Genomic DNA, 21,250 nt, shown 5'->3' with positions numbered 1-21,250 from the left:
AAAATGGTCCGGGCTCCGGTCGACATGCCGGAATGCCTGCAAATGGGAACAACGCGTGACGATCTATCTGCCGATCGCAGAACTGTCGGTGAATATCCTCATTATTCTCGGCATGGGCGCAGCCGTAGGGTTCCTCTCCGGCATGTTCGGCGTCGGCGGCGGCTTTCTCATCACGCCCCTCCTGATCTTCTACAACATCCCGCCCGTCGTCGCGGTCGCCACCGGCTCCAATCAGGTCGTCGCCTCCTCGGTCTCGGGCGCGCTTACCCATTTTCGCCGCGGCTCGCTCGATCTGAAGCTGGGGGCGATACTTCTGGCGGGCGGCCTTGCGGGTGCGACGTTCGGCCTCTGGCTGTTCGTGCTGCTGCGCCGACTGGGCCAGATCGACCTGATCATCTCGCTGATCTACGTGCTTTTGCTCGGCACCGTCGGAACGCTGATGCTGTGGGAAAGCGTGCGGGCGATGCGCCGGGCCGCGGGAAAGCTGCCGCCGTCCTCCGGCAAGCCGCGCCATCATAACTGGGTGCAGCGCCTGCCCCTGAAGCTGCGCTTCAAGAAATCCAAGCTCTATCTCAGCGCCATACCGGTCGTCGGCCTCGGCTTCTTCGTCGGCATGCTGACGCCCATGGGTATCGGCGGCGGCTTCATCCTCGTGCCGGCCATGATCTATCTGCTGCGCGTTCCGACGAACGTGGTCGTCGGCACCTCGCTGTTCCAGGTCATTTTCGTGACGGCCTTCACCACCATCGTCCAGGCCGCAACCAACTATTCCGTCGATATCATACTGGCCTTCCTGCTGATGGTGGCGGGCGTCGTCGGCGCCCAATACGGCGTGCGCGTCGGCCAGAGGCTGCGCGGCGAGCAGTTGCGCGCCTTGCTCGGCCTCCTCGTTCTCGCCGTCGGGCTTCGCCTGGCAATCGCCCTGGTGGTCACGCCAGCAGACGTCTATTCTGTCGTCCTCGAAGGGGTAAGCAGATGAGGCGCGTCGGCTTGCTCATCGCCGCGACACTGCTGCTTGCGCCGCTCGGCGGCCAGGCGCAGGTGCTTCTCGATCAGCCGACGACCTCGACATCATCGCGCGAGACTATGGAGATCGGCACCTCGACGAGCGAGATCGCCATCACCTCAGACTTCGCCGGCGCCGACCTGACGATCTTCGGCGCCCTTTCGAACACCGACCAGCTGCTTCTGGCGATCGGCCAGTATGACATCGTCGTCGTGCTGGAGGGCCCACGCGAAAACGCCACGGTGCGTAGGAAAGAGCGCGTCTTCGGCATCTGGGTCAACACCCGGTCGATGACATTCGAGCATGTGCCGCAGGCCTATTCTCTGTCGAGCACGCGCGCCGTCGACAATATCACCGCGCCGCTCGAACTCAGCGACCGCGGCATCGGCGTCGACCATATTCCCCTGACCCCGGTCGGCTTCGTCGGCAATGTCGCTGACGTGCCGGAATTCCGGCAGGCCTTCCGCCGGCTGCAATCGGCCGGAGGCCTCTATGAAAGCGATCCGGCAGGCGTGCGCTTCGTCAGTTCCACACTGTTCAAAGCGACGCTCAGAATACCCGCCGATGTGCCGAACGGCGTGCATACGGTGCGCGCCTATCTCTTCAAAACCGGCAAGTTTCTGAACGAAAAATCCCTGCCGCTGCGGGTCATCAAGACCGGCATAGAGCAGATGATAACCGACGCCGCGCACCAGCGACCGATCACCTACGGCGTGTTCTCCGTCTTGCTGGCATTGATTACCGGATGGGCGGCAAGCTTCATATTCCGGAAAAGCTGATCATTCGCTTTTCTTGCGCTCGACGACCGCGAGATAGGCTTGCGTCAATCTGCCAAGCACCGACGGCGTGCCCGGTGGCAGCACCTTGCCGAGATGCCTGGCGCGCAGTTCGTCCATGAAATCCTCCCAGAGCTTCGGCCCACCCTCTTCCAGCAGCTCGGCGCGGATCGACAGTTCCTCCGAGACCGGAAGATGCTTGCGGCCCCAGGCGCCCATGTGGGCAAAGAGCGGCACGAGATCGATCGCCATCTCGGTGAGGCTGTAGACGGCTTTCTGTTTGTGGGTGGGATCATCGTCACGGGTGAGAAGCCCGCGCTCGACCAGCCGCTTCAGGCGGTCGGCGAGAATATTCGAAGCGATACCCTCCTCCGACTTCTGCAGCAGCTCGCGGAAATGGCGGCGATTGCCGAACATGATGTCCCTGATGATGATCAGGCTCCAGCGATCGCCGAGGATTTCCAGCGTCAGATTGATCGGGCAGCCTGAGCGGTGCAATGCGTCCATAAGAGTCTCCAAAAACTGCTTGCATTTTGCCATCAGTCGAACTAGTTTTCAACTGCTTGCATTTAGCAAGCGGTTTTGATCATGATACGGTTATGGCGAAGGAAAAACGATGAGGAAGCTTGTTGTCTGGAATCTTATGACGCTCGACGGCTACTTCGAGGGAATCAAGCCATGGGACCTCGATTTTCACATGCTCACCTGGGGCGACGAACTGGAACGCTATGCGACCGAGCTCGGCCACGAGGGCGACCTATTGATCTTCGGCCGCAAGACCTATGAGGGAATGGCCGCCTACTGGCGGACCGCAACTGAGACACCCGATATCGCCGCCTATATGAACGGTATCGCCAAGATCGCCGCCTCGCGGACGCTCGACAAGGCGGAATGGAACAATACCCGCGTGGTTCGCGACATTGCCGCCGAAGTCAGGAAGTTGAAGGAAGAGCCCGGCAAGACCATGTTCGTCTTCGGCAGCGCCGAGGTGACGGATGTGTTGCTCAAGGCTGATCTGGTGGACGAGATCCGCATCTGCCTCGTTCCCGTCGTGCTGGGCGCCGGCAATCCGCATTTCAAGCCGGCAGCCGAGCAGAGACCGTTGAAGCTGCTTGAATCCAGAGCGCTGAAAACGGGAGCGGTGGTCCTGCGCTACGAGCCGGTGAAATTTGCCTGAAATGCTTCAGGCCGACAGATTGCCAAACCGCACCGAATAGATCCGGTCGCGGCCGAGCAGGTGGGCGATCAGGCTCTCCGGCTCGAACAGGCCGGCCATGGCCTTGTGGCGAAGGTCGAGGCCGCCGGTCATGACGCCGAAGGCGGGCATCAGCAGACGTGCGCCGTCCGTGGCGAAACATGGGCGTCGCACCGATTTCTCACGGCGACGGACGGTGGCGGAAGGATGCAGGTGGCCGGCGATCTCGCCGGCATGCCGTCCCGTCTTCGGCTCGTGGCGGAAGGTCAGCCCGCCATAGTGCATCTCGTCAACCGAATGACCGGGCAGATCGACGGTACCGTCCGGATCATGATTGCCGTTGATCCATATCCATTCGCGGCCGCGCGCCATGGTGACGATCAGGCTCCGAAACTCCTCCGGCAGATGCTGCGAGCCAAGGCGATCGTGGAAATTGTCGCCAAGCGAGACGACGAGCTTCGGGTCGTAACGGGAGATGACGGCTGCCAGCACGGTCAGCGTCGCCAGCGTATCGTAAGGCGGCAGCAGCATGCCGCGGCGGGCGAAAGCGGCGCCCTTTTCCAGATGCAGATCGGAGACGACGAGAATGCCGGCATCCGGCAGATAGAGGGCACCGAGCGGATCGCAGAGGGCGGCAACGCCGTGAACGACGGTCTCGGCGCCCGACGCAGTTGTCGCGCCGTTCCCTTGACCGTTGATATCTCGCGCTAGCGCCAGGCGGTTCATCACCCTAATACTCTACCTTTGTCGTCTGTTTCGCATGATCTCGTCCAATAACCGCTTCACACTTTTTGGGATCATGCTTCATTCCATGGCCTCGCGGATCAGGTCGTCGGCAGCCTCCGCAAGCACGGCATCGTGGGCCTCGCCAGGCACCGGCACCTTGCCGATTTCCAGCATCACCGGCACGGCGAGCGGCGAGATGTGATCCAGCGCCCGGTGGGTGATATGGCCTTTGATTCGTCTCAGCATATCTCCAAGTCGGCCGATATCCAAAAGTCCCGTCGCGGCATCCTGCCGGGTCGCCTGCAGCAGGATATGATCCGGCTCGTGGCTGCGCAGCACGTCATAGATCAGGTCGGCGGATACCGTCACCTGACGGCCGGTCTTTTCCTTGCCGGGATGCCGGCGCTCGATCAAGCCGGCAATCACGGCACAATTGCGGAAGGTGCGTTTCAGCAGGAAGGATTCGTCGAGCCAGGCCTCGAGATCATCGCCGAGCATGTCCTCATCGAACAGATCGGAGAGGCTGAGACGGCGATTGGCGATCATCATCCCCATATCCTCCAATCCCCATATGCCAAGGGAATAATCGGTGGCGACAAAGCCCATCGGCTTGGCCCCGGCCCGCTCCAGCCGGCGGGTCAAGAGCATGCCGAGCGTCTGGTGCGCCAAACGCCCCTCAAAGGGATAGGCGACCATGTAGGCGCGGCTGCCGCGTGGGAAAGTCTCGATGAGAAACTCGTCGCGCCGTGGCAGCAGCGATTTTTCCTTCTGGAGTTCCAACCAGTCACGCACCTGATCCGGCAGGCGATGCCGTCGGTCGGGATCGGCGATCATCGCCCGCACCTGATCGGCGAGATAGGTTGACAGCGGAAACTTGCCGCCGGCATAGGATGGGATTTTCGGGTCCATGGAGAAAGCCTGCGACGCTAGGCATTCGTTCTCTCGGATGCCTTCGAAGCGCAGCACCTTGCCGGAGAACAGAAACGTATCCCCGGGCGAAAGCTGTTCGAGAAAATACTCCTCGACCTTGCCGAGCGGCGCTCCCCCTCGCCCGAGCGAGCCGAGCGCATTGCGCTTCACCATGCGGATATTCAGCATCGCCTCTTCGACGATGGTGCCGAGGTTAAGACGGTATTGTTGGGCGACCTGCGGATTGGAAACGCGCCAGCGTCCTTCCGGCGTCTTGCGGATGCGGGCATAGCGCTCATAGGTTCTGAGCGCATAGCCGCCAGTGGCGACGAAATCGACGATGCGCTCGAAGGTTTCCCAGGAGAGATCGGCATAGGGAGCGGCGCTCTGCACCTCATCATAGAGCTCCAGCATGTCGAAGGGCTCGGCGCAGGCCATGCCGAGCACATGCTGGGCGAGAACATCGAGCGCGCCGGCGCCGATCGGCGGCGTATCCTGCGCGCCGATATAATTGGCGTCGAGGGCTGCCTGGCATTCCATGACCTCGAAGCGATTGGCCGGCACCAGGATTGCCTTGGAAGGCTCATCCATGCGGTGATTGGCGCGGCCTATACGCTGGGCGAGGCGGCTTGCGCCTTTGGGCGCACCGACATGGATGACGAGATCGACATCGCCCCAGTCTATGCCGAGATCGAGCGTCGAGGTGGCGACGACAGCGCGCAGGCGGTTGGCGTCCATGGCCGCCTCCACCTTGCGGCGCTGGCCGACATCGAGCGAGCCATGGTGCAGGGCGATCGGCAGGTTGTCGTCATTGGCGGACCACAGCTCCTGAAACAGCATTTCTGCCTGCGAGCGCGTGTTGACAAAGAGCAGCGTGGTGCGATGGGCCTTCAGCTCGCGATAGATATCGGGGATCGCATACTTCGCGGAATGGCCGGACCAGGGGATGCGCTCTTCGGTTGATAGTATCGATATGTCAGGCTTGGCGCCGCCATCGACCAGAACTAGGCCGGCATGTTGCTCCTTCCCTTGCTCTTGCGCCACCAGCCATTTCTGCAGGTCCATCGGCTGGGCGACGGTGGCTGAAAGGCCGATGGTCCGGACGCTTGGCGCGAGCCTGCGGATGCGGGCGAGACCGAGCGACAGCATGTGACCGCGCTTGGAGGTGACCAGCGAATGCAGCTCGTCGAAGACGATATATTTCAGATCCTTGAAGAAGCGCTCGGCCTCGCGATTGGCGAGCAAAAGCGCCACCTGCTCTGGCGTCGTCAGAAGAATATCGGGCGGATTGAGTTTCTGGCGCTGCCGCTTGCCGGCAGGCGTATCGCCGGTGCGGTTTTCGACCGAAACAGGCAGACCCATTTCGGTAACGGGCTTCATCAGGTTGCGCTCGATATCGACGGCGAGCGCCTTCAGCGGCGAGATGTAGAGCGTATGGATGCCGGTGAAGGCCGAGCCGGGCGGGACTTTGCCGCGGCGGGTGAGATCGGTGAGCGACGGCAGGAAGCCCGCCAGCGTCTTGCCCGCGCCCGTCGGTGCGATCAATAGCGTGCTTTCGCCGGCCTCGGCGCGAGCTAACAGTTCGAGCTGATGGGCACGCGGCTGCCAGCCCTTTTCCGCAAACCAGCGGATGAAGGGGGCAGGCAGGGCAAGAGGGTGCTCCGGGTCGATCTGGTCCACGCGGGCAAATGTAATGGATATGCGGCGGATGAGAAGCGGGGATGTTTGACTTCGCATCGTTGGTTTTGGAGTTCGTAGAAAGTGTGCACCCCCTCTCTCATTGTCGTGACATCTCCCCCACAAGGGGGGTGTCGGGCGCGCAGCATATCGACAGCCACCTTTCAGGCTACATACCGCCCCAATTAAAAAAACAATTGACTCCGAGAATAATCGCGGATAAAAAATATCCATGATTAGAGAGGCCGAGACATGAAACTCGGAGACGGCGTCGAACAATCCATCCATTGCGTCAGCATGCTGGCTGGATTGTCGGATGGAGGTGTGCTTTCGGCCGCTGCCCTTGCCGAATTTCATGGCGTCTCGGTCAGCTACCTTCTGAAGCATCTGCAGGCGCTTTCGGGCGCGGGCATTCTCGATACGGTTCCAGGGCCGAAAGGCGGCTATCGGCTGGCGCGCAAGCCCGAGGCGATCAGCCTGCTTGATATCGTGCTGGCCGCCGAGGGTCCGGCGCCCGCCTTCCGCTGCGCGGAAATCCGCCAGCGCGGCCCGAGCCCATTGCCGGGGCGCTATTTCGCCAAGCCCTGCGGCATCAACGCCGCCATGCTTGCGGCTGAACGCGCCTATCGGGCCGAACTGGCCAAAACCAGCATCGCCGACGTGCTGACCGACCTCAGGCAAACGGACACGGACGGCGGCATAAACGCGAGGGGCTGCGCCTTTCTCGCGATCCATGAACGCAAGACCAAAAGCTGAACCAAGAACTTGAACCCAAGGAGAAGACCATGCATCCCCGTTTCAATTTCGCCAAAGCCTCGCCCGACTCCTACAAGGCCATCGTCGCACTGGAAAACTTCGTCCAGAGCTCGGGTCTGGAGCGCCGCTTCATCCACCTGATCAAGCTTCGCGCCTCGCAGATCAATGGCTGCGCCTATTGCGTCGACATGCATGTGAAGGAAGCCCGGCACGACGGACTTAGCGAACAATGGATCAACCTGATGTGCGTCTGGTGGGAATCGCCTGTTTATGACGACCGCGAACGCGCCCTGCTTCGCTGGGTCGACTCCGTCACCAAGATTGCCCAGACGGGCATACCGGATGCCGACTACGAACCGCTGAAACAACATTTCAGCGAAGAGGAGATCGTCAAGATCACCGTGGCGATCGGCGCGATCAATATCTGGAACCGGCTCGCCGTCGGCTTCCGCGCGCTGCATCCGGTCGATGCGGCAAACAAGGCGGCCTGAGTTTCCTTTTCCTAAACATGCTGTGCGTCGCCGCTCGCCACTGAACGCCGTCATCCTCGGGTCAAGCCCGAGGATGACGGCGTCTGGGTTAGCAGCCGGCGCACATGAGAATCTGGGCGATAAACGCCATTTGATAAGCTCAGAACTGGCCCAAAAAAACGAATGACGCGGGACCGAAGTCCCGCGTCATTCATTCACTTTCCTATGCTCAGCAAGCCAAGCTTGGAAGCTTTAGGCGGCAGCCGAAGCGAAGCCTTCAGTCGAGACTTCCGAGATGGTCTTCAGAACCTGCGAAGCGATCTGGTAGGGGTCGCCTTGCGAGTTCGGGCGACGATCTTCGAGGTAGCCCTTGTAGTCGTTCTTGATGAAGGAGTGAGGAACGCGGATCGAGGCGCCGCGGTCAGCAACGCCGTAGCTGAACTTGTTCCACGGAGCAGTTTCGTGCTTACCGGTCAGACGCTTGTCGTTGTCCGGGCCGTAGACGGCGATGTGAGCGTCGAGGTTCTTGTCGAACTGAGCCATCAGCGCTTCGAAATAAGCCTTGCCGCCGACTTCGCGCATGAACTTGGTCGAGAAGTTGCAGTGCATGCCCGAGCCGTTCCAGTCGGTGTCGCCGAGCGGCTTGCAATGGAACTCGATGTCGATGCCGTACTTTTCCGTCAGGCGCTGCAGCAGGTAGCGGGCCATCCAGATCTGGTCGGCGGCCTTCTTGGAGCCCTTGCCGAAAATCTGGAATTCCCACTGGCCCTTGGCCACTTCGGCGTTGATGCCTTCATGGTTGATGCCGGCTTCCAGGCAAAGATCGAGATGCTCTTCGACGATTTCGCGAGCAACGTCGCCGACATTGCTGTAGCCGACGCCGGTGTAGTACGGGCCCTGCGGAGCCGGGTAGCCGGCTTCCGGGAAGCCGAGCGGACGGCCGTCCTTATAGAAGAAGTATTCCTGCTCGAAGCCGAACCATGCGTCTTCATCGTCAAGGATGGTCGCGCGGCTGTTGGAAGCGTGCGGCGTAACGCCGTCCGGCATCATGACTTCGCACATGACGAGGGCGCCGTTGGTACGGGCCGGGTCGGGATAGAGGGCGACGGGCTTGAGCACGCAATCGGAGCTGCGGCCTTCGGCCTGCATCGTCGACGAACCGTCGAAGCCCCAAAGCGGAAGCTGCTCAAGCGTCGGAAATGCGTCGAATTCCTTGATCTGCGTTTTACCGCGCAGGTTCGGTACCGGGGTGTACCCGTCGAGCCAGATATACTCGAGCTTAAATTTCGTCATTACGCACCTCATAACAGTTAATCAGGCGAAGTAGAAAAAATTGCCGGCACGCCCGCCGAAAAATCCTTCACTACAAACGGCTGCCACATGACATGCATTTGACATGCCAGATTACGCGGCTGTTCGACTCGAGCGACGAGGATTTCGCAATTCGCACGCTTTTGCGCGGGGATTTATGAGCATTAAATGCCCAAATCTTTTCAAATCGTAAGCCGCTCGACGGCAGGTGCTGCCAACTTGTCGCACCCTCGCCGATTCGGGCCGGCCCGAAAAATCGGCCGGTTCAGACAGGGGGCGCCGATCTGGCGACATCTAAATTGCCTATAATTTCAACGTTTAGCATTTTTTTTGAGCAGAATGCTGAAATCTGCGTTTGGCTCTGCTATATATGAGTTGTCTCTTCAAGCACGCCCGCTTGAACACCAAAAGGAGAGACAAAGAATGGCAATCCGTGTTCAACACGAAACGGCAAAGATTTATCAGTTTCCCGTCAAGGCCCGCCCTACCGCGGTCGGCCAGCGCGCTAAGCTAAACCTCACCCCGGACATCGGCACGAGCATCGCGACGGCTGCATTCGACAGCTGGTATCACGAAGCTGCGATCGTCGAGTCCGACGAGACCCGCAAACAGTAAATCACTGGCCGTCTAGAAGGCGATATAGCGATCCGAGCGGTGATTGATCGCGAGGAAGAGGTTGAGGGCGATTGCGCCCAACACCGAGCAGATGACCACGAATGGCGAGGTCACTGCAAAAGCGACCGCGAGAACGCAAAGGTCGACCGCAAGCTGCACTAGCCCCGCACGTATGCCGAAACGCTCCTGCAAATAGATCCCCAATATGCCGACACCGCCCAGGCTGGCGCGGTGACGGTAGAGTGCGAGCAGTCCAAAGCCGAGCAGGATGCCGCCGAGAAGTGCCGACCAGAGGGCGTTGACATGGGCCACCTCGAACAGGCGCGGCTGAATATTGGTCAGCAGCGAGGTCAGCGCAATGGCGATGAAGGTCTTCACCGTGAAGGCGGGACCGAGCTGCTTCAGCGACAGATAGAAGAACGGCAGATTGACCACGAAGAAGGCCAGGCCGAAATTCACGCCGATCGCATAATGCAGCAGGAAGGCGACGCCGGCGGTGCTGCCCGTCAACAGCCCGGCGCTCGAAAGGCAGAAAAGCCCGAGCGACGAAACCAGACTGCCGGAAACTATGCCTTGAATATCCTCGACCAGCGAATGCCGGGTCGCGGACGTGTTCCAGACGCCAAAGGCGCTCTTCAGGTTTGCCATGTGCTTTCCCCTTTGTTTTCAGGGAATTTGCTGAAAGCCCGTGCCACAATCAAGAGCAAATATGTAAGGAATACTGACCTATTTAAAATTCGCAAGAATCGATCGGTCAGGCGGATTTGCGCGTAATGAACAGAATGCCGTGGACCGGTTTTCCGGCATCCATGCGAATGATGCTGCGCGCGAGATCCTGTACCGCAAAGCCATGGTCGGCCAACACCTCCCTCACATAGGCTTCCGAATGGGCGAAACGCAGAGAGTGGCGTAGCACATAGCCCTCAGGATGCTCCGCATCCTCGACCGAAAAGGCGAAGACGGCATTGTCGGCCGCCAGCATGCGCGTGATCGCCATGACGCCATGCAGATCGCCCAGATACATCAAGACATCGGCGGCGGTGATGAGATCTGCCCGTCCCGGCGCCAGCCCGGCATCGAAAACGCCCGATAGAAGCGGCTCCAGCGACAGATCGGCCTGGCCGAGATGGTCGTAGACGCCCTTCTCCGCTGCCTTGGCGAGCATGCCCTTCGACAGATCGAAGCCTTCGAGCCGATCGACGCGCCCGCGGATCTCCGGCCCGAACAGGCCGGTGCCGCAGCCGAGATCGACGGCGAGTTGGAAATGCGTTGATATATCGGCCGTGCCGGCGATCAGGGCCGCAAGCTTGCCCGGAACGCTATAGCCAAGCTTCCCCACCAGCGAAGTCTCGAACCGATCGGCGTAATCGTCGAACAGCCGCTCGACGTAAAGGCTCGGGGGCCGGTCCGGCACCGCCACTGCTCCCAGAACCGCAAGCTTAAGGCGCGCGCCGAAGACGTCGCCGGCATCCAGCGCCAGCACCTCGTTCAATGCAGCGATCGCGCCCGGCGCATCGCCGGCCTTTTCGCGATAGGTCGCGAGGGTGAACCAGCCCGCGGCCCAGTGCGGCACAAGCTCCAGCGCCTGTTCCATCAATTCGCCGGCGCTCGCTGGCTCGCCGCCCTCGGCAAGCATTTTCGCGTAGTCGGCACGACGGTCGGCAATGACATCGCCGGAGGAAAGCTGGCTCGGCAGCATGGGTTCGATCCTGTTTGACGCTCGGCTTTGGACGCGGCCACAAAAAAACTCAAGTCCTATTTCAGGCAGACGCGTGTTTGAGATGGATGCCAGGCAAAAGCGCTTGCGCGCAGCAGCCCGCGGCCCTATCTCAAAACCGACCGACTGCCCACTATGGAGACGTCAGCATGTCCGATCAGGTGAACAGATTCCTCGGCGACTCGCCGGGCCGCACAGTGGTGAAGCTCGTTGTCGTATCGCTCGTCGTCGGCTTCGTGATGAAGTTCTTCGGCTGGCGGCCGCTCGATTTCCTCAACGGCCTGCGCCGCTTCGTCGTCGATCTCTGGCACAGCGGCTTTGCTGCGCTCGGTGAGTTCGGTGATTATCTGGTTATTGGCGCATCCATCGTCATCCCGCTCTTCATCATTCTCCGATTGTTCAATTATAACCGCTGACATGAATTCCCAGACATTGCCTTATACGCGCCGCGATACGCTGCGCCTCGCCGCCCTTGCGCTCGCTGCCTCCGTTGCGAGCTGCGCCACGCCGCCTGCCCGCCTTTCCAACACGCCGGCCAGCGACCAGACCGCCTCCGCCCTACCGCTCGTCAACGCGCTGCGCGCCAAGAACGGGCTGCCGCCGCTGAAGATCGACACCGCCGCCAGCACCGCCGCCGTCTATCAGGCGCGACGCATGGCGGATGCCGGCAAGATGGAACATCTGATCGGCATCGGCGACGATTTCGGCAAGCGGGTCAAGGCGAGCGGCGTCAAGTTGCCGGCCGCCGAAAACATCGCCGAGGGCCAGCGCGACGTGAACGCCGCTGTCACGGCCTGGATCAATTCGCCGAAGCATTTGCACAACATGCTCGGCAAATATGACGGTATCGGCGTCGCTCTTGCCTATGCCCCCTCTTCCGGCAGCAAGCCCTATTGGTCCATGGTGCTCTCCACGGATTGAGGAGGCGCGAAGCAGATATGAATGTTCAGGACGCGAGCGGAAGGGTTCTGCCCTTCGATGTCACACATCGGCTCGTGCTGTCGATCGCGCTTCCGATGACCCTCGGCTTCATGACGACGCCGCTGCTCGGTCTTGCCGACACCGCCGTCGTCGGCCATCTCGGCCAGCCGGATGCGCTTGCGGGACTTGCGATCGGCGCGGTGCTCTTCGATCTCATCTTCGCAAGTTTCAACTTTCTGCGCGCCTCCACGACCGGGCTTACCGCACAGGCCTATGGCCGCCATGACCGGCACGAACAGCAGGCGGTCTTCTGGCGTGCCCTGATCTCGGCACTCGGCTGCGGCTTCCTGATCGTCGTACTGTCGCCCGTCCTGCTCTGGCTCGGCATCAAGCTGATGGGGCCGCAAGGTGCCATTGCCGATGCAACACGCACTTACTTCTCCATCCGCATGCTCTCCGGCCCGGCGGCACTTGCCAATTACGCGCTGCTCGGCTTCGTGCTCGGTCGCGGCCAGGGCCGCATCGGGCTGCTGCTGCAGACCGTCATCAACGGCGTCAACATCGCGCTCGCCATTTTTCTCGGCCTCTGGCTCGGCTGGGGGGTTGCCGGCGTCGCCTGGGGCACGCTGATCGGTGAGGCGACCGGCACGCTGCTGGGGCTCGCCATCGTGATACGCAGCTTTGCCGCCGAAGAGAGGCCGGCGCGCGCCGAATTGCTGTCGCGCTCCAAGCTCACGCAGCTCTTCGCGCTCAACCGCGACATCCTCATCCGGACCTTCGTGCTGATCGGCGCATTCACACTAATGACGCGCATCGGCAACAGCTTCGGCGCGGTGATGCTGGCCGCCAATGCGGTGCTGATGAACTTCTTCCTGCTGTCCGGCTATTATCTCGACGGACTGGCGAACGCCGCAGAGCAGATTACCGGCCGCTCAATCGGCGCCAACTATCGGCCTGCCTTCGAGCGCGGATTGAAGCTGACCGGGCTTTGGTCCTTCGGGCTGGCGCTTGCCGCTGCCGTGTTCTTCTTCACCGTCGGCCCGGCGCTGATCCGCCTGCTGACGACTTCGCAGGAGGTTCGCGCCGCTGCCGAAACCTATCTGCCCTGGGCCGCCGTCACGGGTCTGACAGGCGCTCTCGCCTTCTTGATGGACGGCGTCTTCATCGGCGCCACCTGGTCGCGCGACATGCGCAACCGGATGCTGATGTCCTTCGGTGGCTACCTTATAGCGCTTGCGATCCTCGTCCCGACGCTCGGCAATCACGGCCTGTGGATGGCCATGAATGCCTTCCTGCTGTTCCGCGGCATCTTCCTGGCCATGGGCCTGAAGAAACGGGCCGATCAGACGTTCCGGTTCGCCCAGTAGTCCAGCCTGATGTCGCGCAGGTCGCGGATCGAGCCCGCACGCTCGCGGTCGAGCAGCTTCGACAGGCCGGCGACGATCTGGCCGGGCAAGCCCGGCCCTTCATAGACCATGCAGGAATAAAGCTGCACCAGATCGGCACCTGCCTTGATCTTCTCCAGCGCCGTCTCGGCCGACGAGACGCCGCCGACCCCGATGATCGGGAGAGCGCTGCCGACACGGCGGCGCATCTTCGCCAGCACAATGGTCGACTTCTCGAAGACCGGCTTGCCGGAAAGGCCACCCGCCTCTTTCGCCTGTCGCTGATCCTTCAACCCATCGCGCGAAAGCGTGGTGTTGGAGACGATCAGGCCGTCCAAAGCGTGGGCCAAGGTTTCGGCCGCGATGTCGTCCATGCCCTCCTCGGTCAGATCAGGCGCGATCTTCAAGAAGACGGGGATGCGCTTGCCGGCCTTCGCTGCCTCCTCGTCGCGGGCGGCGAGCACGGCCGACAGCAGCGCCGACAGGCTTTCGCGCCCCTGCAGATCGCGCAGGCCCGGCGTATTGGGCGAAGAAATGTTGGCGGTGAAATAGCGCGCCACGGAATAGAAGCGGCGAATGCCGGTGACGTAGTCGGCGATGCGGTCGACGCTGTCCTTGTTGGCACCGATATTGACGCCGATGATGCCCTTGCCGCGAACAGCCTGCAGCCGGCGGAGAGCCGCTTCATGACCTTCATTGTTGAAGCCGAGGCGGTTGATGACGCCCTCGTCCTCGACGAGACGGAAGATGCGCGGGCGCGGATTGCCGGGCTGCGCCTTCGGCGTCACCGTGCCGATTTCGGTAAAGCCGAAACCGAGCTTCAACAGGGCTTCCGGCACCTCGGCGTTCTTGTCGAAGCCGGCCGCCATGCCGATGGGATTGGCGAAGTCGAGCCCGGCGACGGTCTGGCGCAGGCGCGGATCGGCGCTGACGCGGCAAGCCGGCACGAGGCCGGACTTCAGCGCCGCAATCGACATGCCATGCGCCGTTTCCGGATCGAGGAGGAAGAGGCCGCGCCGGCCGAGATCACGAAAGGCTCCGATCATTCGGCCATCTCCGGAAAGACATGCGCACCATCGGAACCGATCGGCAGCGGCTTTTCCCAGAGCACCGCCGAAAGCGGCAGCGGCGCGTAGAGATGCGGGAAGAGATCGCCGCCACGCGAGGGCTCGAACACCAGCTTCTCGCCAAGCACATCGCCGTCGATCGCCACCAGCAGCAGCCCTGCCTGGCCGGCGAAATAGAGCTCCGCGGTTTTCACCGCCTGCCTGGCCGTGGACAGATGAATGAAGCCGTCGGTCAGATCGATCGCCGCGCCATTAAAAACGCCGGTTTGTCTGGCCTGCTGCCAGAGCGCATCCGGCACGATCTTGTAAACCACTGGCATCGCGGTCATCATCCCTATGTGAACATTTGCTCTGATAGGGCTTTGCACGAAAACCGCCGTCGATGTCCACGGGGAAACGTGCGCGAAGATGCACAGTTAAGCAGAAAATCCGGAGGATGACATGACGAAGGAAATGAGAATCGGCATCGCGGCCCTGCTTCTGCCCGCCGCTGTTCTTCTGACTGCACCCGCATTCGCGGCCGAACCGGACGCAACGCGCTTCCAGCTGGAGCGAAGCGGCGATCATTTCGTCCGCCTCGATCGGCAGACCGGCGCGATGTCCATCTGCCAGGATCAGAACGGCAACCTCGTCTGCCGCATGGCCGCCGACGAGCGCGCCGCCTATGACGACGAGCTCGACCGTCTCTCCGACCGCGTGACCAAGCTGGAAAAGACCGTTGCCTCCAACAACGGATCAAGCCTTCCGAGCGACGCCGATGTCGATCGCACGCTCGGCATCATGCAGAAATTCATGCGCGGCTTCATGGGCATGGCGAAGGAATTCCAGAACGAGCAGCCGGACACCAAGCCGCAGCCACAGAAGACCTGAGGCCCGGGATAGCTGGGCGATGAAAGCACAGGGATAAAGGACCGTATTCCTATCTCGCCCTTTACTCGCCAAAATGCCTCGGTTAACCTTTTTGCAATGAGTTGAGCGCCGGGCCATCCGGCGCGCGGATGCTGAGCGGCGATGCTGTCACATGAGCAGATATGGGGTGCGATAGACAGGCTCGCCGAGCGATATGCCTTGACGCCCTCCGGTCTGGCACGCCGAGCGGGGCTCGATGCTACGTCCTTCAACAAGTCGAAGCGGTTGAGCCAGGACGGGCGCCTGCGCTGGCCATCGACGGAATCGATCGCCAAGGTGCTGGATGCGACAGGCGCGAGCCTCGAGCAATTTCTGGGTTTCCTGCGGAGTGGCGAGATGTCCGCCCAGGGAATTTCACCAGCCGGCAGCTCCATTCCGCTTATCGGTTTTGCCCAGGCAGGCGCCGGCGGTTTCTTCGATGACGGCGGCTTCCCGGCGGGCCAGGGCTGGGATATGGTGGAATTTCCCGCCGCGACCGGGCATGAGGCCGGCGTCTATGCGCTGGAGATACAGGGTGAAAGCATGCTGCCGCTTTACCGCGACGGCGACATTCTGATCGTCGAACCAGGGGCTCAGATCCGGCGAAACGACCGTGTCGTGGTCAAGACCCGCGACGGCGAAGTCATGGCCAAGGTCTTGCTGCGGCAGAGTGCACGCTCGATCGAGTTGATGTCGCTCAACCCCGAGCACCCCAACCGCAGCTTCGATCTGGCGGATGTGGAATGGATCGCCCGGATCATATGGGCAAGCCAATAGGAAAGTTTTCTCGGTATGCGTCGTAATATTTTGCTTGGAGGTGTGGCGGGCGCGGTGGTCGGTTCGTGGTTGACGCTGATCGTGGTCCAGCTGGGAGAGCATGGCTTTTCTCTGCCCCACCGAGGCGCTAGCGGCGCGGTGACGGAAAATCGGCCGGCGACAGCGCCGGCGGAAACCGCCAAGGCCGATCTCACGCCTGCGAAGAATAATGATGCGCCAAAGCCCATCGATACAGCTAAGCAGGACGATACGACCTCCAATAAAACGCAGCCGGAAGATCAGACCGGGGCGCCGCCCGCCAAGCCGGCCGTGGAGATAGCGCCTGGCAGCGATGTAAGTAAGGCTGCGGAAGACAACGCAGCCACTGCTCAGCCGGCAGTGGCGCAAGAGAGCAAGGCCCTTCCCGCCACAGCGCAGTCGACCAATGTTTCGGCAAAGCCGAATGAGGCGCCGCCGGCACGGTTCTTGAAAAACACGGACACGCCCTCGGACCAGACTTCAGGGCCAACCGAAGTCGCGGCGGACAAGGCCAGCGCCGCATCGACATCGCCGGATCCTGCGCCTGCCGACCAGGCTAAAGTAGATCCGACGCCGGACAACCGGATGCCGGCCGATCAGATCGACAGGCAGATGGCTGCATCCGAACATCAGACCCTTCCGCCCCGGCCTCAGTCGGAGCAGGCTTCGCTCGGTGATGCGCAGAAACCTGAGGAGCAGATAAAGCCCATCGAGCTTGTCCGACCCTTCGCGGATCAGGCGGGTGTGCTGACCATTGCGGGCAGGAGCGTGCAGCTCACCGGCATCATCCCAACCGATGTCGATCGGATGTGCACCGGCCCGAGCGGCAAAAGCTGGCCTTGCGGACTGGCTGCCCGCACCGCATTCCGCATGTATTTGCGCGGACGCACCATCGACTGCGACCTGCCGAGCGCGACCTGGCAGGGCACGGTGAAAGGTGCCTGCCGCTATGTTCGCGTCGATCTCAGCGCCTGGCTCGTGCGTTTCGGCTGGGCCGAGCCGGAACCCGGATCGCCGCTGGCGCCGCTTGTCGACGAAGCAAAGCAGAAGCAGCGCGGCATCTATGGTGACGACCCACGAAAGACTGGAAAATCGACCCTTGGGCCTGCTTTGCCCAAGGAAGATCCGCTCAATCCGATCTGACGCCTTGCTTCCGCCACCAGCTTTTGCCATGAGACGCGCGACTTTTCAGTCTGCCAAATTCGAAGGACTTCGCCTGTCATGAACAAGCCGCTTTCCGCTCACGAGGCCCTCATCTACGTCATGGTACTGGCCTCGGCCGTCGATCGAACGATGAACGACCGGGAACTCAGCCGGATTGGAGAACTCATCCACGCCCTGCCGGTTTTCAAGGGTTTTGACGACGAGACGCTGATCTCGGTCTCCCGCGATTGCGCCAAGCTTCTGGCGAACAATGAGGGGCTCGATATCGTACTTGAAACCGTGCGCGACACCTTGCCGGCCCGGCTCTACGACACGGCGTATGCGCTCGCCGTGGAAGTCGCGTCGGCCGATCTGTCGGTCAAGGCGGAGGAATTGCGCCTTCTCAGCCTGCTTCGCGACCGCCTGGGCCTCGACAAGCTCACCTGCGCGGCCATCGAGCGCAGCGCGATTGCCCGCTACCGCAAGGCCTGATCAATAGAGCCCGTAAGGGAAATAACGCAGATAGATTTCCTGCAGCCTGCCATCGCGGGACAGAGTGGCGAGGGAATGATTGATCGCCGCCGTCAGATCGGCGTCCTGCTGACGCAGCATGATGGTCATGCCTTCGCCGAGGAACTGCTGGGAGAGATAGGGACCGTCGAAAAGGGCGCAGCATTTTTCCGCCGCCGGCGACGATACCCAGAAGGACAGTTGCAAGCCGTCGGCAAAGACGGCATCGATCTTGCCGTCCTTGACGGCCGCCAGAAGAGCCGCCTTGTCGTCAAACGGCACCGGCTTGATCGCCGGGAAGAAAGCCGCCATCATAGCCTCGTGCATCGTCCCCTTGACCACGCCGACGGGGTGTCCGGCAAGCGATGCGGCCGTCGTGCCGCTGATCGGAGCCTTGAGGTTGCGGACGAAACGAGCCGGCAACGTCAGGAAGGGGCGTGAAAAGGCGAAGGTCTTGCGCAGCTCCGGGGTCACGGCGACGCCGGCAATCACCGCATCGCCCTGCGAAGCCGTGAGCGCCCCCTGCAATTCGTTGAACGGTAACGCCTGGATCTGGCATTTGTCCGATATGCCGAGTTCGTCGCAGATCTTGCGGGCGAGCTCGACATGAAAGCCTGCGAGCTTGCCGTTCTGATCGACGAAATTGAAGGGCGGGAAATCGATCGAGGTCAGAAACCTCAATCTCACCAAAGAAGACAGATCAGGTTTCGGCAGTCGCTCGCGCGCATCGAACAGGATCGGCAGGCTCGGCGGCTTGGCTTCCTGGGCGGCAAGCGGCAAGGCGCACGACATGGCGATCAGCGCCGCGCGCGCCAGAAGCTTCGTTGCGGAGGTTGGCGACGAAAGGCAAACACGCATGGTGATGATCCAGCCTCCGGTCGTGTGTATCGATCCCTGATTCACCAACCGATGTAGCAGAGTCATGCCGCAGGGGGAATATCGCGCCAAGGAATGATGGCGGCAGCGTCCGCAAGATGAATGGCGGACGCGTGCCGCACCGGTCGGTTGCGAGATTTTGAACAAGCACAAAATTGCCGTGGGAATTCGGCCGCATAAGTGCCCTCGTTAGCGGTCGATTAAGCTCTATTGATTGTACTCGCGGCATCGACGACGTCGGCCCGGCAGCCGATCGCATGATGCAAGTCGTCCGAGCCTTCTTCGCAAGGTATCCCGCAAATTCGGCTTCATCCGCACATATCAGGCGGCGCGATCCTCACCGTCCTTCCAAGACGAGCGGACCCTTGCGCATTCTCCTCGATAAGGGCGCGGCACCCAAATGGACCATCATGTTCAGGAACCTGAAAATCAAAACCAAGATGCTTGCCGTGATCCTTTTTCTCGGCCTCATCTCCTTCGCCGGCCTGCTGTATATCGCCGGCGAGTCCCGCAAGGCGGACCAGGCCTACAAGGCCTTCCTCGATCGGGAAGCCATTGCGGCGACGGAAGGGGCGCGCTCGAATTCCGCCGCACTGGCCGGGGTACTGCAGGCAAGCCTGATGCTGAATTTCGATCCCGGCAGCGATGCCGTCAAGACGGCGGCGACGGCGGGCAGCAGCTATTTCAGCGAGGCGAAGGATAGGCTGAAGCATGCCGAGAGCCTTGTCCCCGCCCGGAAGCAGCCCATCGACGCGATCCTCGCCGGACTGGATGACTTGCAAACGCTCACGAACAAGGCGATCGAGCAGCGCAAGAATGGCGACGCCAAAGGCGCCGAGGCGGGCATGGCCGTGGTCAACGACAAACTGCTCAAGCTCATGGTGCAGATGCAAGCCAATGGCGATGCGCTGGCAAACCGAATGAACAGCGGCGGCGATGCCTTGTCGGCGGAGGTCAACAGTGCCATCGATTATACGCTCGGCACCCTTGGTGCCGTGACACTTCTCTCCCTGATCTTCGGCATGTATGTCGCGCAGAAAAGCATTGCTGCGCCGCTGATGCATCTGCATCACCGCATGACGACGCTCGCCGGCGGCGATACGGCAAGCGAAATCGAAGGCCACGACCGTCGCGACGAGATCGGCCAGATGGCATCAGCCGTCGTCGTGTTCCGCGACCACGCGATAGAACGCGCGCGGCTCGCGGCGCAGGCCGAAGCCGACCGGACGCTCAGCGACAGCGAACGCGCTCAACGCGAGGTTCGGCAGGCTGCCGAGGCAGCGCATCTGCAGCAGGCCGTTCAAGCGGTCGGCGATGGCTTGAAGCGTCTTGCGGAAGGCGATCTCATGACGCGCATCGACACCCAATTCGTCGAACATCTCGATCAGCTCCGGCAGGACTTCAACAACGCGCTCCTCAAGCTCGACGGGGCAATGCACGCGGTCGGCGCCAATGCCAGCGCCATCAACGCCGGTGCCAACGAAGTCCGTGGCGCAGCCGACGAGCTTTCAAGGCGCACGGAACAACAGGCGGCATCGGTCGAGGAAACCGCCGCCGCGCTGGAACAGATCACCACGACGGTCAAGGACGCCGCCAGGCGTATGCAGGAAGCAAGTCAACTCGTCGTCCATACGCGCGCAGGCGCGGAGCGGTCCGGCGAGGTCGTTCGCAATGCCGTAGAAGCCATGCAGCAGATCGAAAAATCCTCCGGGGAGATCAGCAACATCATCGGCGTCATCGACGAGATCGCCTTCCAGACCAATCTGCTGGCGCTGAACGCCGGCGTCGAAGCCGCCCGCGCCGGCGAGGCCGGCAAGGGCTTTGCCGTGGTCGCCCAGGAAGTGCGCGAGCTGGCGCAACGGTCCGCCAATGCCGCCAAGGAGATCAAGACGCTCATCGCCACCTCCGAAACGCATGTCCGGACCGGCGTCGGCCTGGTCAACGAAACCGGCAAGGCACTCGACGCCATCGTCTCGGACGTGCAGGAAATCAACCGGCATGTACACGCGATCGCCGAAGCCTCGCGCGAGCAGTCGGCCGGCCTGCAGGAGATCAATACCGCCGTCAACGCCATGGATCACGGCACCCAGCAGAACGCCGCCATGGTGGAGGAAAGCACGGCTGCGAGCCACAGTCTGGCGACCGAGGCCGCCTCTCTGGCGGCACTCATCGGCCAGTTCCGCACGAGCGGAGGCGAGGCTGCACATGTACGTGCGGCGCCTGCCGCAACCAATGCGCCGCGGCCCACTGCGCGACCCCTGCCACGACCTGCGCCAGCTCCCGTCATCCGGGCTGTCGACGGCGTGAAGGCACGTCCGGCGCCCTCGCCGGCGCGCGCGCTCGGCCAGAAATTGCTGAGTGCGTTCAGTGGCAATCAGCCACCGGCCACGACGAGCAAGGACGCGGACTGGACGGAATTCTGAGAACGCCGCGATCGTAAACCATTTGGCGAATAGACTGCAGGCGGCACGTCTTAACGAATGCCGCCTGTTTCGACACGTCAATGC

Annotated in this window: 23 protein-coding genes; 14 read left to right on the top strand and 9 right to left on the bottom strand. The window is 61.8% G+C overall.

The features are described from left to right. Positions 1 to 55 precede the first annotated feature (55 nt). Complete coding sequence (locus AB8B29_RS00825) at positions 56 to 979, top strand: sulfite exporter TauE/SafE family protein (RefSeq protein WP_037203176.1); 924 nt, start codon at positions 56 to 58, stop codon at positions 977 to 979. Further along, positions 976 to 1,785: a TIGR02186 family protein gene (locus AB8B29_RS00820; RefSeq protein ID WP_037203175.1), complete on the top strand. Its 810-nt coding sequence runs from the start codon at positions 976 to 978 to the stop codon at positions 1,783 to 1,785. Before AB8B29_RS00825 ends, AB8B29_RS00820 begins: the two co-directional genes overlap by 4 nt. On the opposite strand, the gene AB8B29_RS00815 is transcribed toward AB8B29_RS00820, so the two are convergent. Continuing rightward, the gene (locus tag AB8B29_RS00815) at positions 1,786 to 2,289 is read right to left on the bottom strand and encodes a winged helix-turn-helix transcriptional regulator (RefSeq protein WP_037203174.1); all 504 of its coding nucleotides are present in this window, start codon (positions 2,287 to 2,289) and stop codon (positions 1,786 to 1,788) included. A 109-nt stretch (positions 2,290 to 2,398) separates the two neighbouring features. Between AB8B29_RS00815 and AB8B29_RS00810 the strand changes: the two genes are divergently transcribed. Next, positions 2,399 to 2,959: a dihydrofolate reductase family protein gene (locus AB8B29_RS00810; RefSeq protein ID WP_092575092.1), complete on the top strand. Its 561-nt coding sequence runs from the start codon at positions 2,399 to 2,401 to the stop codon at positions 2,957 to 2,959. A gap of 6 nt (positions 2,960 to 2,965) precedes the next feature. On the opposite strand, the gene pdeM is transcribed toward AB8B29_RS00810, so the two are convergent. After that, positions 2,966 to 3,703: a ligase-associated DNA damage response endonuclease PdeM gene (pdeM, locus tag AB8B29_RS00805; protein ID WP_037203172.1), complete on the bottom strand. Its 738-nt coding sequence runs from the start codon at positions 3,701 to 3,703 to the stop codon at positions 2,966 to 2,968. A gap of 78 nt (positions 3,704 to 3,781) precedes the next feature. After that, entirely contained in the window at positions 3,782 to 6,292 is a 2,511-nt protein-coding gene (locus AB8B29_RS00800) for a ligase-associated DNA damage response DEXH box helicase (RefSeq protein ID WP_037203336.1), read from the bottom strand. A 249-nt stretch (positions 6,293 to 6,541) separates the two neighbouring features. Between AB8B29_RS00800 and AB8B29_RS00795 the strand changes: the two genes are divergently transcribed. Together AB8B29_RS00795 and AB8B29_RS00790 are read left to right on the top strand one after the other, a co-directional pair. Then, positions 6,542 to 7,045, top strand: a complete 504-nt coding sequence (locus tag AB8B29_RS00795) for an RrF2 family transcriptional regulator (RefSeq protein ID WP_037203171.1) — start codon at positions 6,542 to 6,544, stop codon at positions 7,043 to 7,045. Between the two features lie 29 nt (positions 7,046 to 7,074). Continuing rightward, on the top strand, positions 7,075 to 7,536 hold the full coding sequence (locus AB8B29_RS00790) for a carboxymuconolactone decarboxylase family protein (protein WP_037203170.1): 462 nt from the start codon (positions 7,075 to 7,077) through the stop codon (positions 7,534 to 7,536). Between the two features lie 231 nt (positions 7,537 to 7,767). Here the strand turns inward: AB8B29_RS00790 and AB8B29_RS00785 are convergent, their stop codons facing one another. Further along, positions 7,768 to 8,808 (bottom strand): glutamine synthetase beta-grasp domain-containing protein, encoded by a 1,041-nt coding sequence (locus AB8B29_RS00785; RefSeq protein ID WP_037203169.1) that lies wholly within the window; start codon positions 8,806 to 8,808, stop codon positions 7,768 to 7,770. A gap of 441 nt (positions 8,809 to 9,249) precedes the next feature. Here AB8B29_RS00785 and AB8B29_RS00780 point away from each other — a divergent pair, with 441 nt between their 5' ends. Beyond that, positions 9,250 to 9,441, top strand: coding sequence for a DUF2735 domain-containing protein (locus AB8B29_RS00780; RefSeq protein WP_037203168.1), 192 nt, complete (start codon positions 9,250 to 9,252; stop codon positions 9,439 to 9,441). A 12-nt stretch (positions 9,442 to 9,453) separates the two neighbouring features. Here AB8B29_RS00780 and AB8B29_RS00775 read toward each other — a convergent pair whose 3' ends face one another. Next, entirely contained in the window at positions 9,454 to 10,089 is a 636-nt protein-coding gene (locus AB8B29_RS00775; RefSeq protein ID WP_037203167.1) for a YitT family protein, read from the bottom strand. Positions 10,090 to 10,195: 106 nt separating this feature from the next. Further along, positions 10,196 to 11,140 carry a methyltransferase domain-containing protein gene (locus AB8B29_RS00770; protein ID WP_037203166.1) on the bottom strand — a complete coding sequence of 315 codons (945 nt, stop codon included), beginning with the start codon at positions 11,138 to 11,140 and terminating at the stop codon, positions 10,196 to 10,198. A gap of 167 nt (positions 11,141 to 11,307) precedes the next feature. Here AB8B29_RS00770 and AB8B29_RS00765 point away from each other — a divergent pair, with 167 nt between their 5' ends. The 3 genes from AB8B29_RS00765 to AB8B29_RS00755 are packed head-to-tail and all read left to right on the top strand — an operon-like array spanning position 11,308 to position 13,446. Next, positions 11,308 to 11,574 (top strand): DUF6460 domain-containing protein, encoded by a 267-nt coding sequence (locus AB8B29_RS00765; RefSeq protein ID WP_037203165.1) that lies wholly within the window; start codon positions 11,308 to 11,310, stop codon positions 11,572 to 11,574. Between the two features lies 1 nt (position 11,575). Next, a complete protein-coding gene (locus AB8B29_RS00760; RefSeq protein ID WP_037203163.1) occupies positions 11,576 to 12,079 on the top strand; it encodes a CAP domain-containing protein in 504 nt (167 codons plus the stop codon). Positions 12,080 to 12,096: 17 nt separating this feature from the next. Next, positions 12,097 to 13,446: an MATE family efflux transporter gene (locus tag AB8B29_RS00755; RefSeq protein WP_037203162.1), complete on the top strand. Its 1,350-nt coding sequence runs from the start codon at positions 12,097 to 12,099 to the stop codon at positions 13,444 to 13,446. Here the strand turns inward: AB8B29_RS00755 and AB8B29_RS00750 are convergent. Both AB8B29_RS00750 and AB8B29_RS00745 read right to left on the bottom strand, forming a co-directional pair. Then, the gene (locus tag AB8B29_RS00750) at positions 13,422 to 14,510 is read right to left on the bottom strand and encodes a quinone-dependent dihydroorotate dehydrogenase (protein WP_037203160.1); all 1,089 of its coding nucleotides are present in this window, start codon (positions 14,508 to 14,510) and stop codon (positions 13,422 to 13,424) included. The genes AB8B29_RS00755 and AB8B29_RS00750 overlap by 25 nt on opposite strands. Next, entirely contained in the window at positions 14,507 to 14,863 is a 357-nt protein-coding gene (locus AB8B29_RS00745; protein ID WP_092575096.1) for a DUF952 domain-containing protein, read from the bottom strand. The genes AB8B29_RS00750 and AB8B29_RS00745 overlap by 4 nt, the downstream gene beginning before the upstream one ends. A gap of 109 nt (positions 14,864 to 14,972) precedes the next feature. Here AB8B29_RS00745 and AB8B29_RS00740 point away from each other — a divergent pair, with 109 nt between their 5' ends. The 4 genes from AB8B29_RS00740 (at position 14,973) to AB8B29_RS00725 (ending at position 17,849) form a co-directional block, all read left to right on the top strand. Then, complete coding sequence (locus AB8B29_RS00740) at positions 14,973 to 15,401, top strand: hypothetical protein (protein WP_037203157.1); 429 nt, start codon at positions 14,973 to 14,975, stop codon at positions 15,399 to 15,401. A gap of 141 nt (positions 15,402 to 15,542) precedes the next feature. Then, positions 15,543 to 16,196, top strand: coding sequence for a S24 family peptidase (locus AB8B29_RS00735; RefSeq protein WP_092575098.1), 654 nt, complete (start codon positions 15,543 to 15,545; stop codon positions 16,194 to 16,196). Positions 16,197 to 16,211: 15 nt separating this feature from the next. Further along, on the top strand, positions 16,212 to 17,357 hold the full coding sequence (locus AB8B29_RS00730) for a thermonuclease family protein (protein ID WP_092575100.1): 1,146 nt from the start codon (positions 16,212 to 16,214) through the stop codon (positions 17,355 to 17,357). A 78-nt stretch (positions 17,358 to 17,435) separates the two neighbouring features. Next, complete coding sequence (locus tag AB8B29_RS00725) at positions 17,436 to 17,849, top strand: tellurite resistance TerB family protein (RefSeq protein ID WP_034513789.1); 414 nt, start codon at positions 17,436 to 17,438, stop codon at positions 17,847 to 17,849. On the opposite strand, the gene AB8B29_RS00720 is transcribed toward AB8B29_RS00725, so the two are convergent. Then, the gene (locus tag AB8B29_RS00720; RefSeq protein WP_245297559.1) at positions 17,850 to 18,659 is read right to left on the bottom strand and encodes a transporter substrate-binding domain-containing protein; all 810 of its coding nucleotides are present in this window, start codon (positions 18,657 to 18,659) and stop codon (positions 17,850 to 17,852) included. It lies immediately after the preceding gene. A 494-nt stretch (positions 18,660 to 19,153) separates the two neighbouring features. On the opposite strand from AB8B29_RS00720, the gene AB8B29_RS00715 reads away from it, so the two are divergent. Further along, positions 19,154 to 21,166 carry a methyl-accepting chemotaxis protein gene (locus tag AB8B29_RS00715; RefSeq protein WP_092575186.1) on the top strand — a complete coding sequence of 671 codons (2,013 nt, stop codon included), beginning with the start codon at positions 19,154 to 19,156 and terminating at the stop codon, positions 21,164 to 21,166. Positions 21,167 to 21,250: the final 84 nt, after the last annotated feature.

The sequence above is a fragment of the Rhizobium sp. 11_C7_N12_5 genome, from assembly GCF_051811145.1.
GTDB classification, from domain to species: domain Bacteria; phylum Pseudomonadota; class Alphaproteobacteria; order Rhizobiales; family Rhizobiaceae; genus Rhizobium; species Rhizobium lusitanum.
This window is presented reverse-complemented; position numbering and strand designations above follow the sequence as displayed.

Excerpts from the sequence above, each read along its gene's own strand:
- AB8B29_RS00790 (WP_037203170.1), top strand. The coding sequence starts at position 7,075 with ATGCATCCCCGTTTCAATTTCGCCAAAGCCTCGCCCGACTCCTACAAG.
- AB8B29_RS00820 (WP_037203175.1), top strand. The coding sequence starts at position 976 with ATGAGGCGCGTCGGCTTGCTCATCGCCGCGACACTGCTGCTTGCGCCG.
- AB8B29_RS00745 (WP_092575096.1), bottom strand. The coding sequence starts at position 14,863 with ATGATGACCGCGATGCCAGTGGTTTACAAGATCGTGCCGGATGCGCTC.
- AB8B29_RS00770 (WP_037203166.1), bottom strand. The coding sequence starts at position 11,140 with ATGCTGCCGAGCCAGCTTTCCTCCGGCGATGTCATTGCCGACCGTCGT.
- AB8B29_RS00740 (WP_037203157.1), top strand. The coding sequence starts at position 14,973 with ATGACGAAGGAAATGAGAATCGGCATCGCGGCCCTGCTTCTGCCCGCC.
- AB8B29_RS00725 (WP_034513789.1), top strand. The coding sequence starts at position 17,436 with ATGAACAAGCCGCTTTCCGCTCACGAGGCCCTCATCTACGTCATGGTA.
- AB8B29_RS00795 (WP_037203171.1), top strand. The coding sequence starts at position 6,542 with ATGAAACTCGGAGACGGCGTCGAACAATCCATCCATTGCGTCAGCATG.
- AB8B29_RS00785 (WP_037203169.1), bottom strand. The coding sequence starts at position 8,808 with ATGACGAAATTTAAGCTCGAGTATATCTGGCTCGACGGGTACACCCCG.
- AB8B29_RS00720 (WP_245297559.1), bottom strand. The coding sequence starts at position 18,659 with ATGTCGTGCGCCTTGCCGCTTGCCGCCCAGGAAGCCAAGCCGCCGAGC.
- AB8B29_RS00765 (WP_037203165.1), top strand. The coding sequence starts at position 11,308 with ATGTCCGATCAGGTGAACAGATTCCTCGGCGACTCGCCGGGCCGCACA.
- AB8B29_RS00755 (WP_037203162.1), top strand. The coding sequence starts at position 12,097 with ATGAATGTTCAGGACGCGAGCGGAAGGGTTCTGCCCTTCGATGTCACA.
- AB8B29_RS00760 (WP_037203163.1), top strand. The coding sequence starts at position 11,576 with ATGAATTCCCAGACATTGCCTTATACGCGCCGCGATACGCTGCGCCTC.
- pdeM (WP_037203172.1), bottom strand. The coding sequence starts at position 3,703 with ATGAACCGCCTGGCGCTAGCGCGAGATATCAACGGTCAAGGGAACGGC.
- AB8B29_RS00815 (WP_037203174.1), bottom strand. The coding sequence starts at position 2,289 with ATGGACGCATTGCACCGCTCAGGCTGCCCGATCAATCTGACGCTGGAA.
- AB8B29_RS00810 (WP_092575092.1), top strand. The coding sequence starts at position 2,399 with ATGAGGAAGCTTGTTGTCTGGAATCTTATGACGCTCGACGGCTACTTC.
- AB8B29_RS00715 (WP_092575186.1), top strand. The coding sequence starts at position 19,154 with ATGTTCAGGAACCTGAAAATCAAAACCAAGATGCTTGCCGTGATCCTT.
- AB8B29_RS00750 (WP_037203160.1), bottom strand. The coding sequence starts at position 14,510 with ATGATCGGAGCCTTTCGTGATCTCGGCCGGCGCGGCCTCTTCCTCCTC.
- AB8B29_RS00730 (WP_092575100.1), top strand. The coding sequence starts at position 16,212 with ATGCGTCGTAATATTTTGCTTGGAGGTGTGGCGGGCGCGGTGGTCGGT.
- AB8B29_RS00775 (WP_037203167.1), bottom strand. The coding sequence starts at position 10,089 with ATGGCAAACCTGAAGAGCGCCTTTGGCGTCTGGAACACGTCCGCGACC.
- AB8B29_RS00735 (WP_092575098.1), top strand. The coding sequence starts at position 15,543 with ATGCTGTCACATGAGCAGATATGGGGTGCGATAGACAGGCTCGCCGAG.
- AB8B29_RS00780 (WP_037203168.1), top strand. The coding sequence starts at position 9,250 with ATGGCAATCCGTGTTCAACACGAAACGGCAAAGATTTATCAGTTTCCC.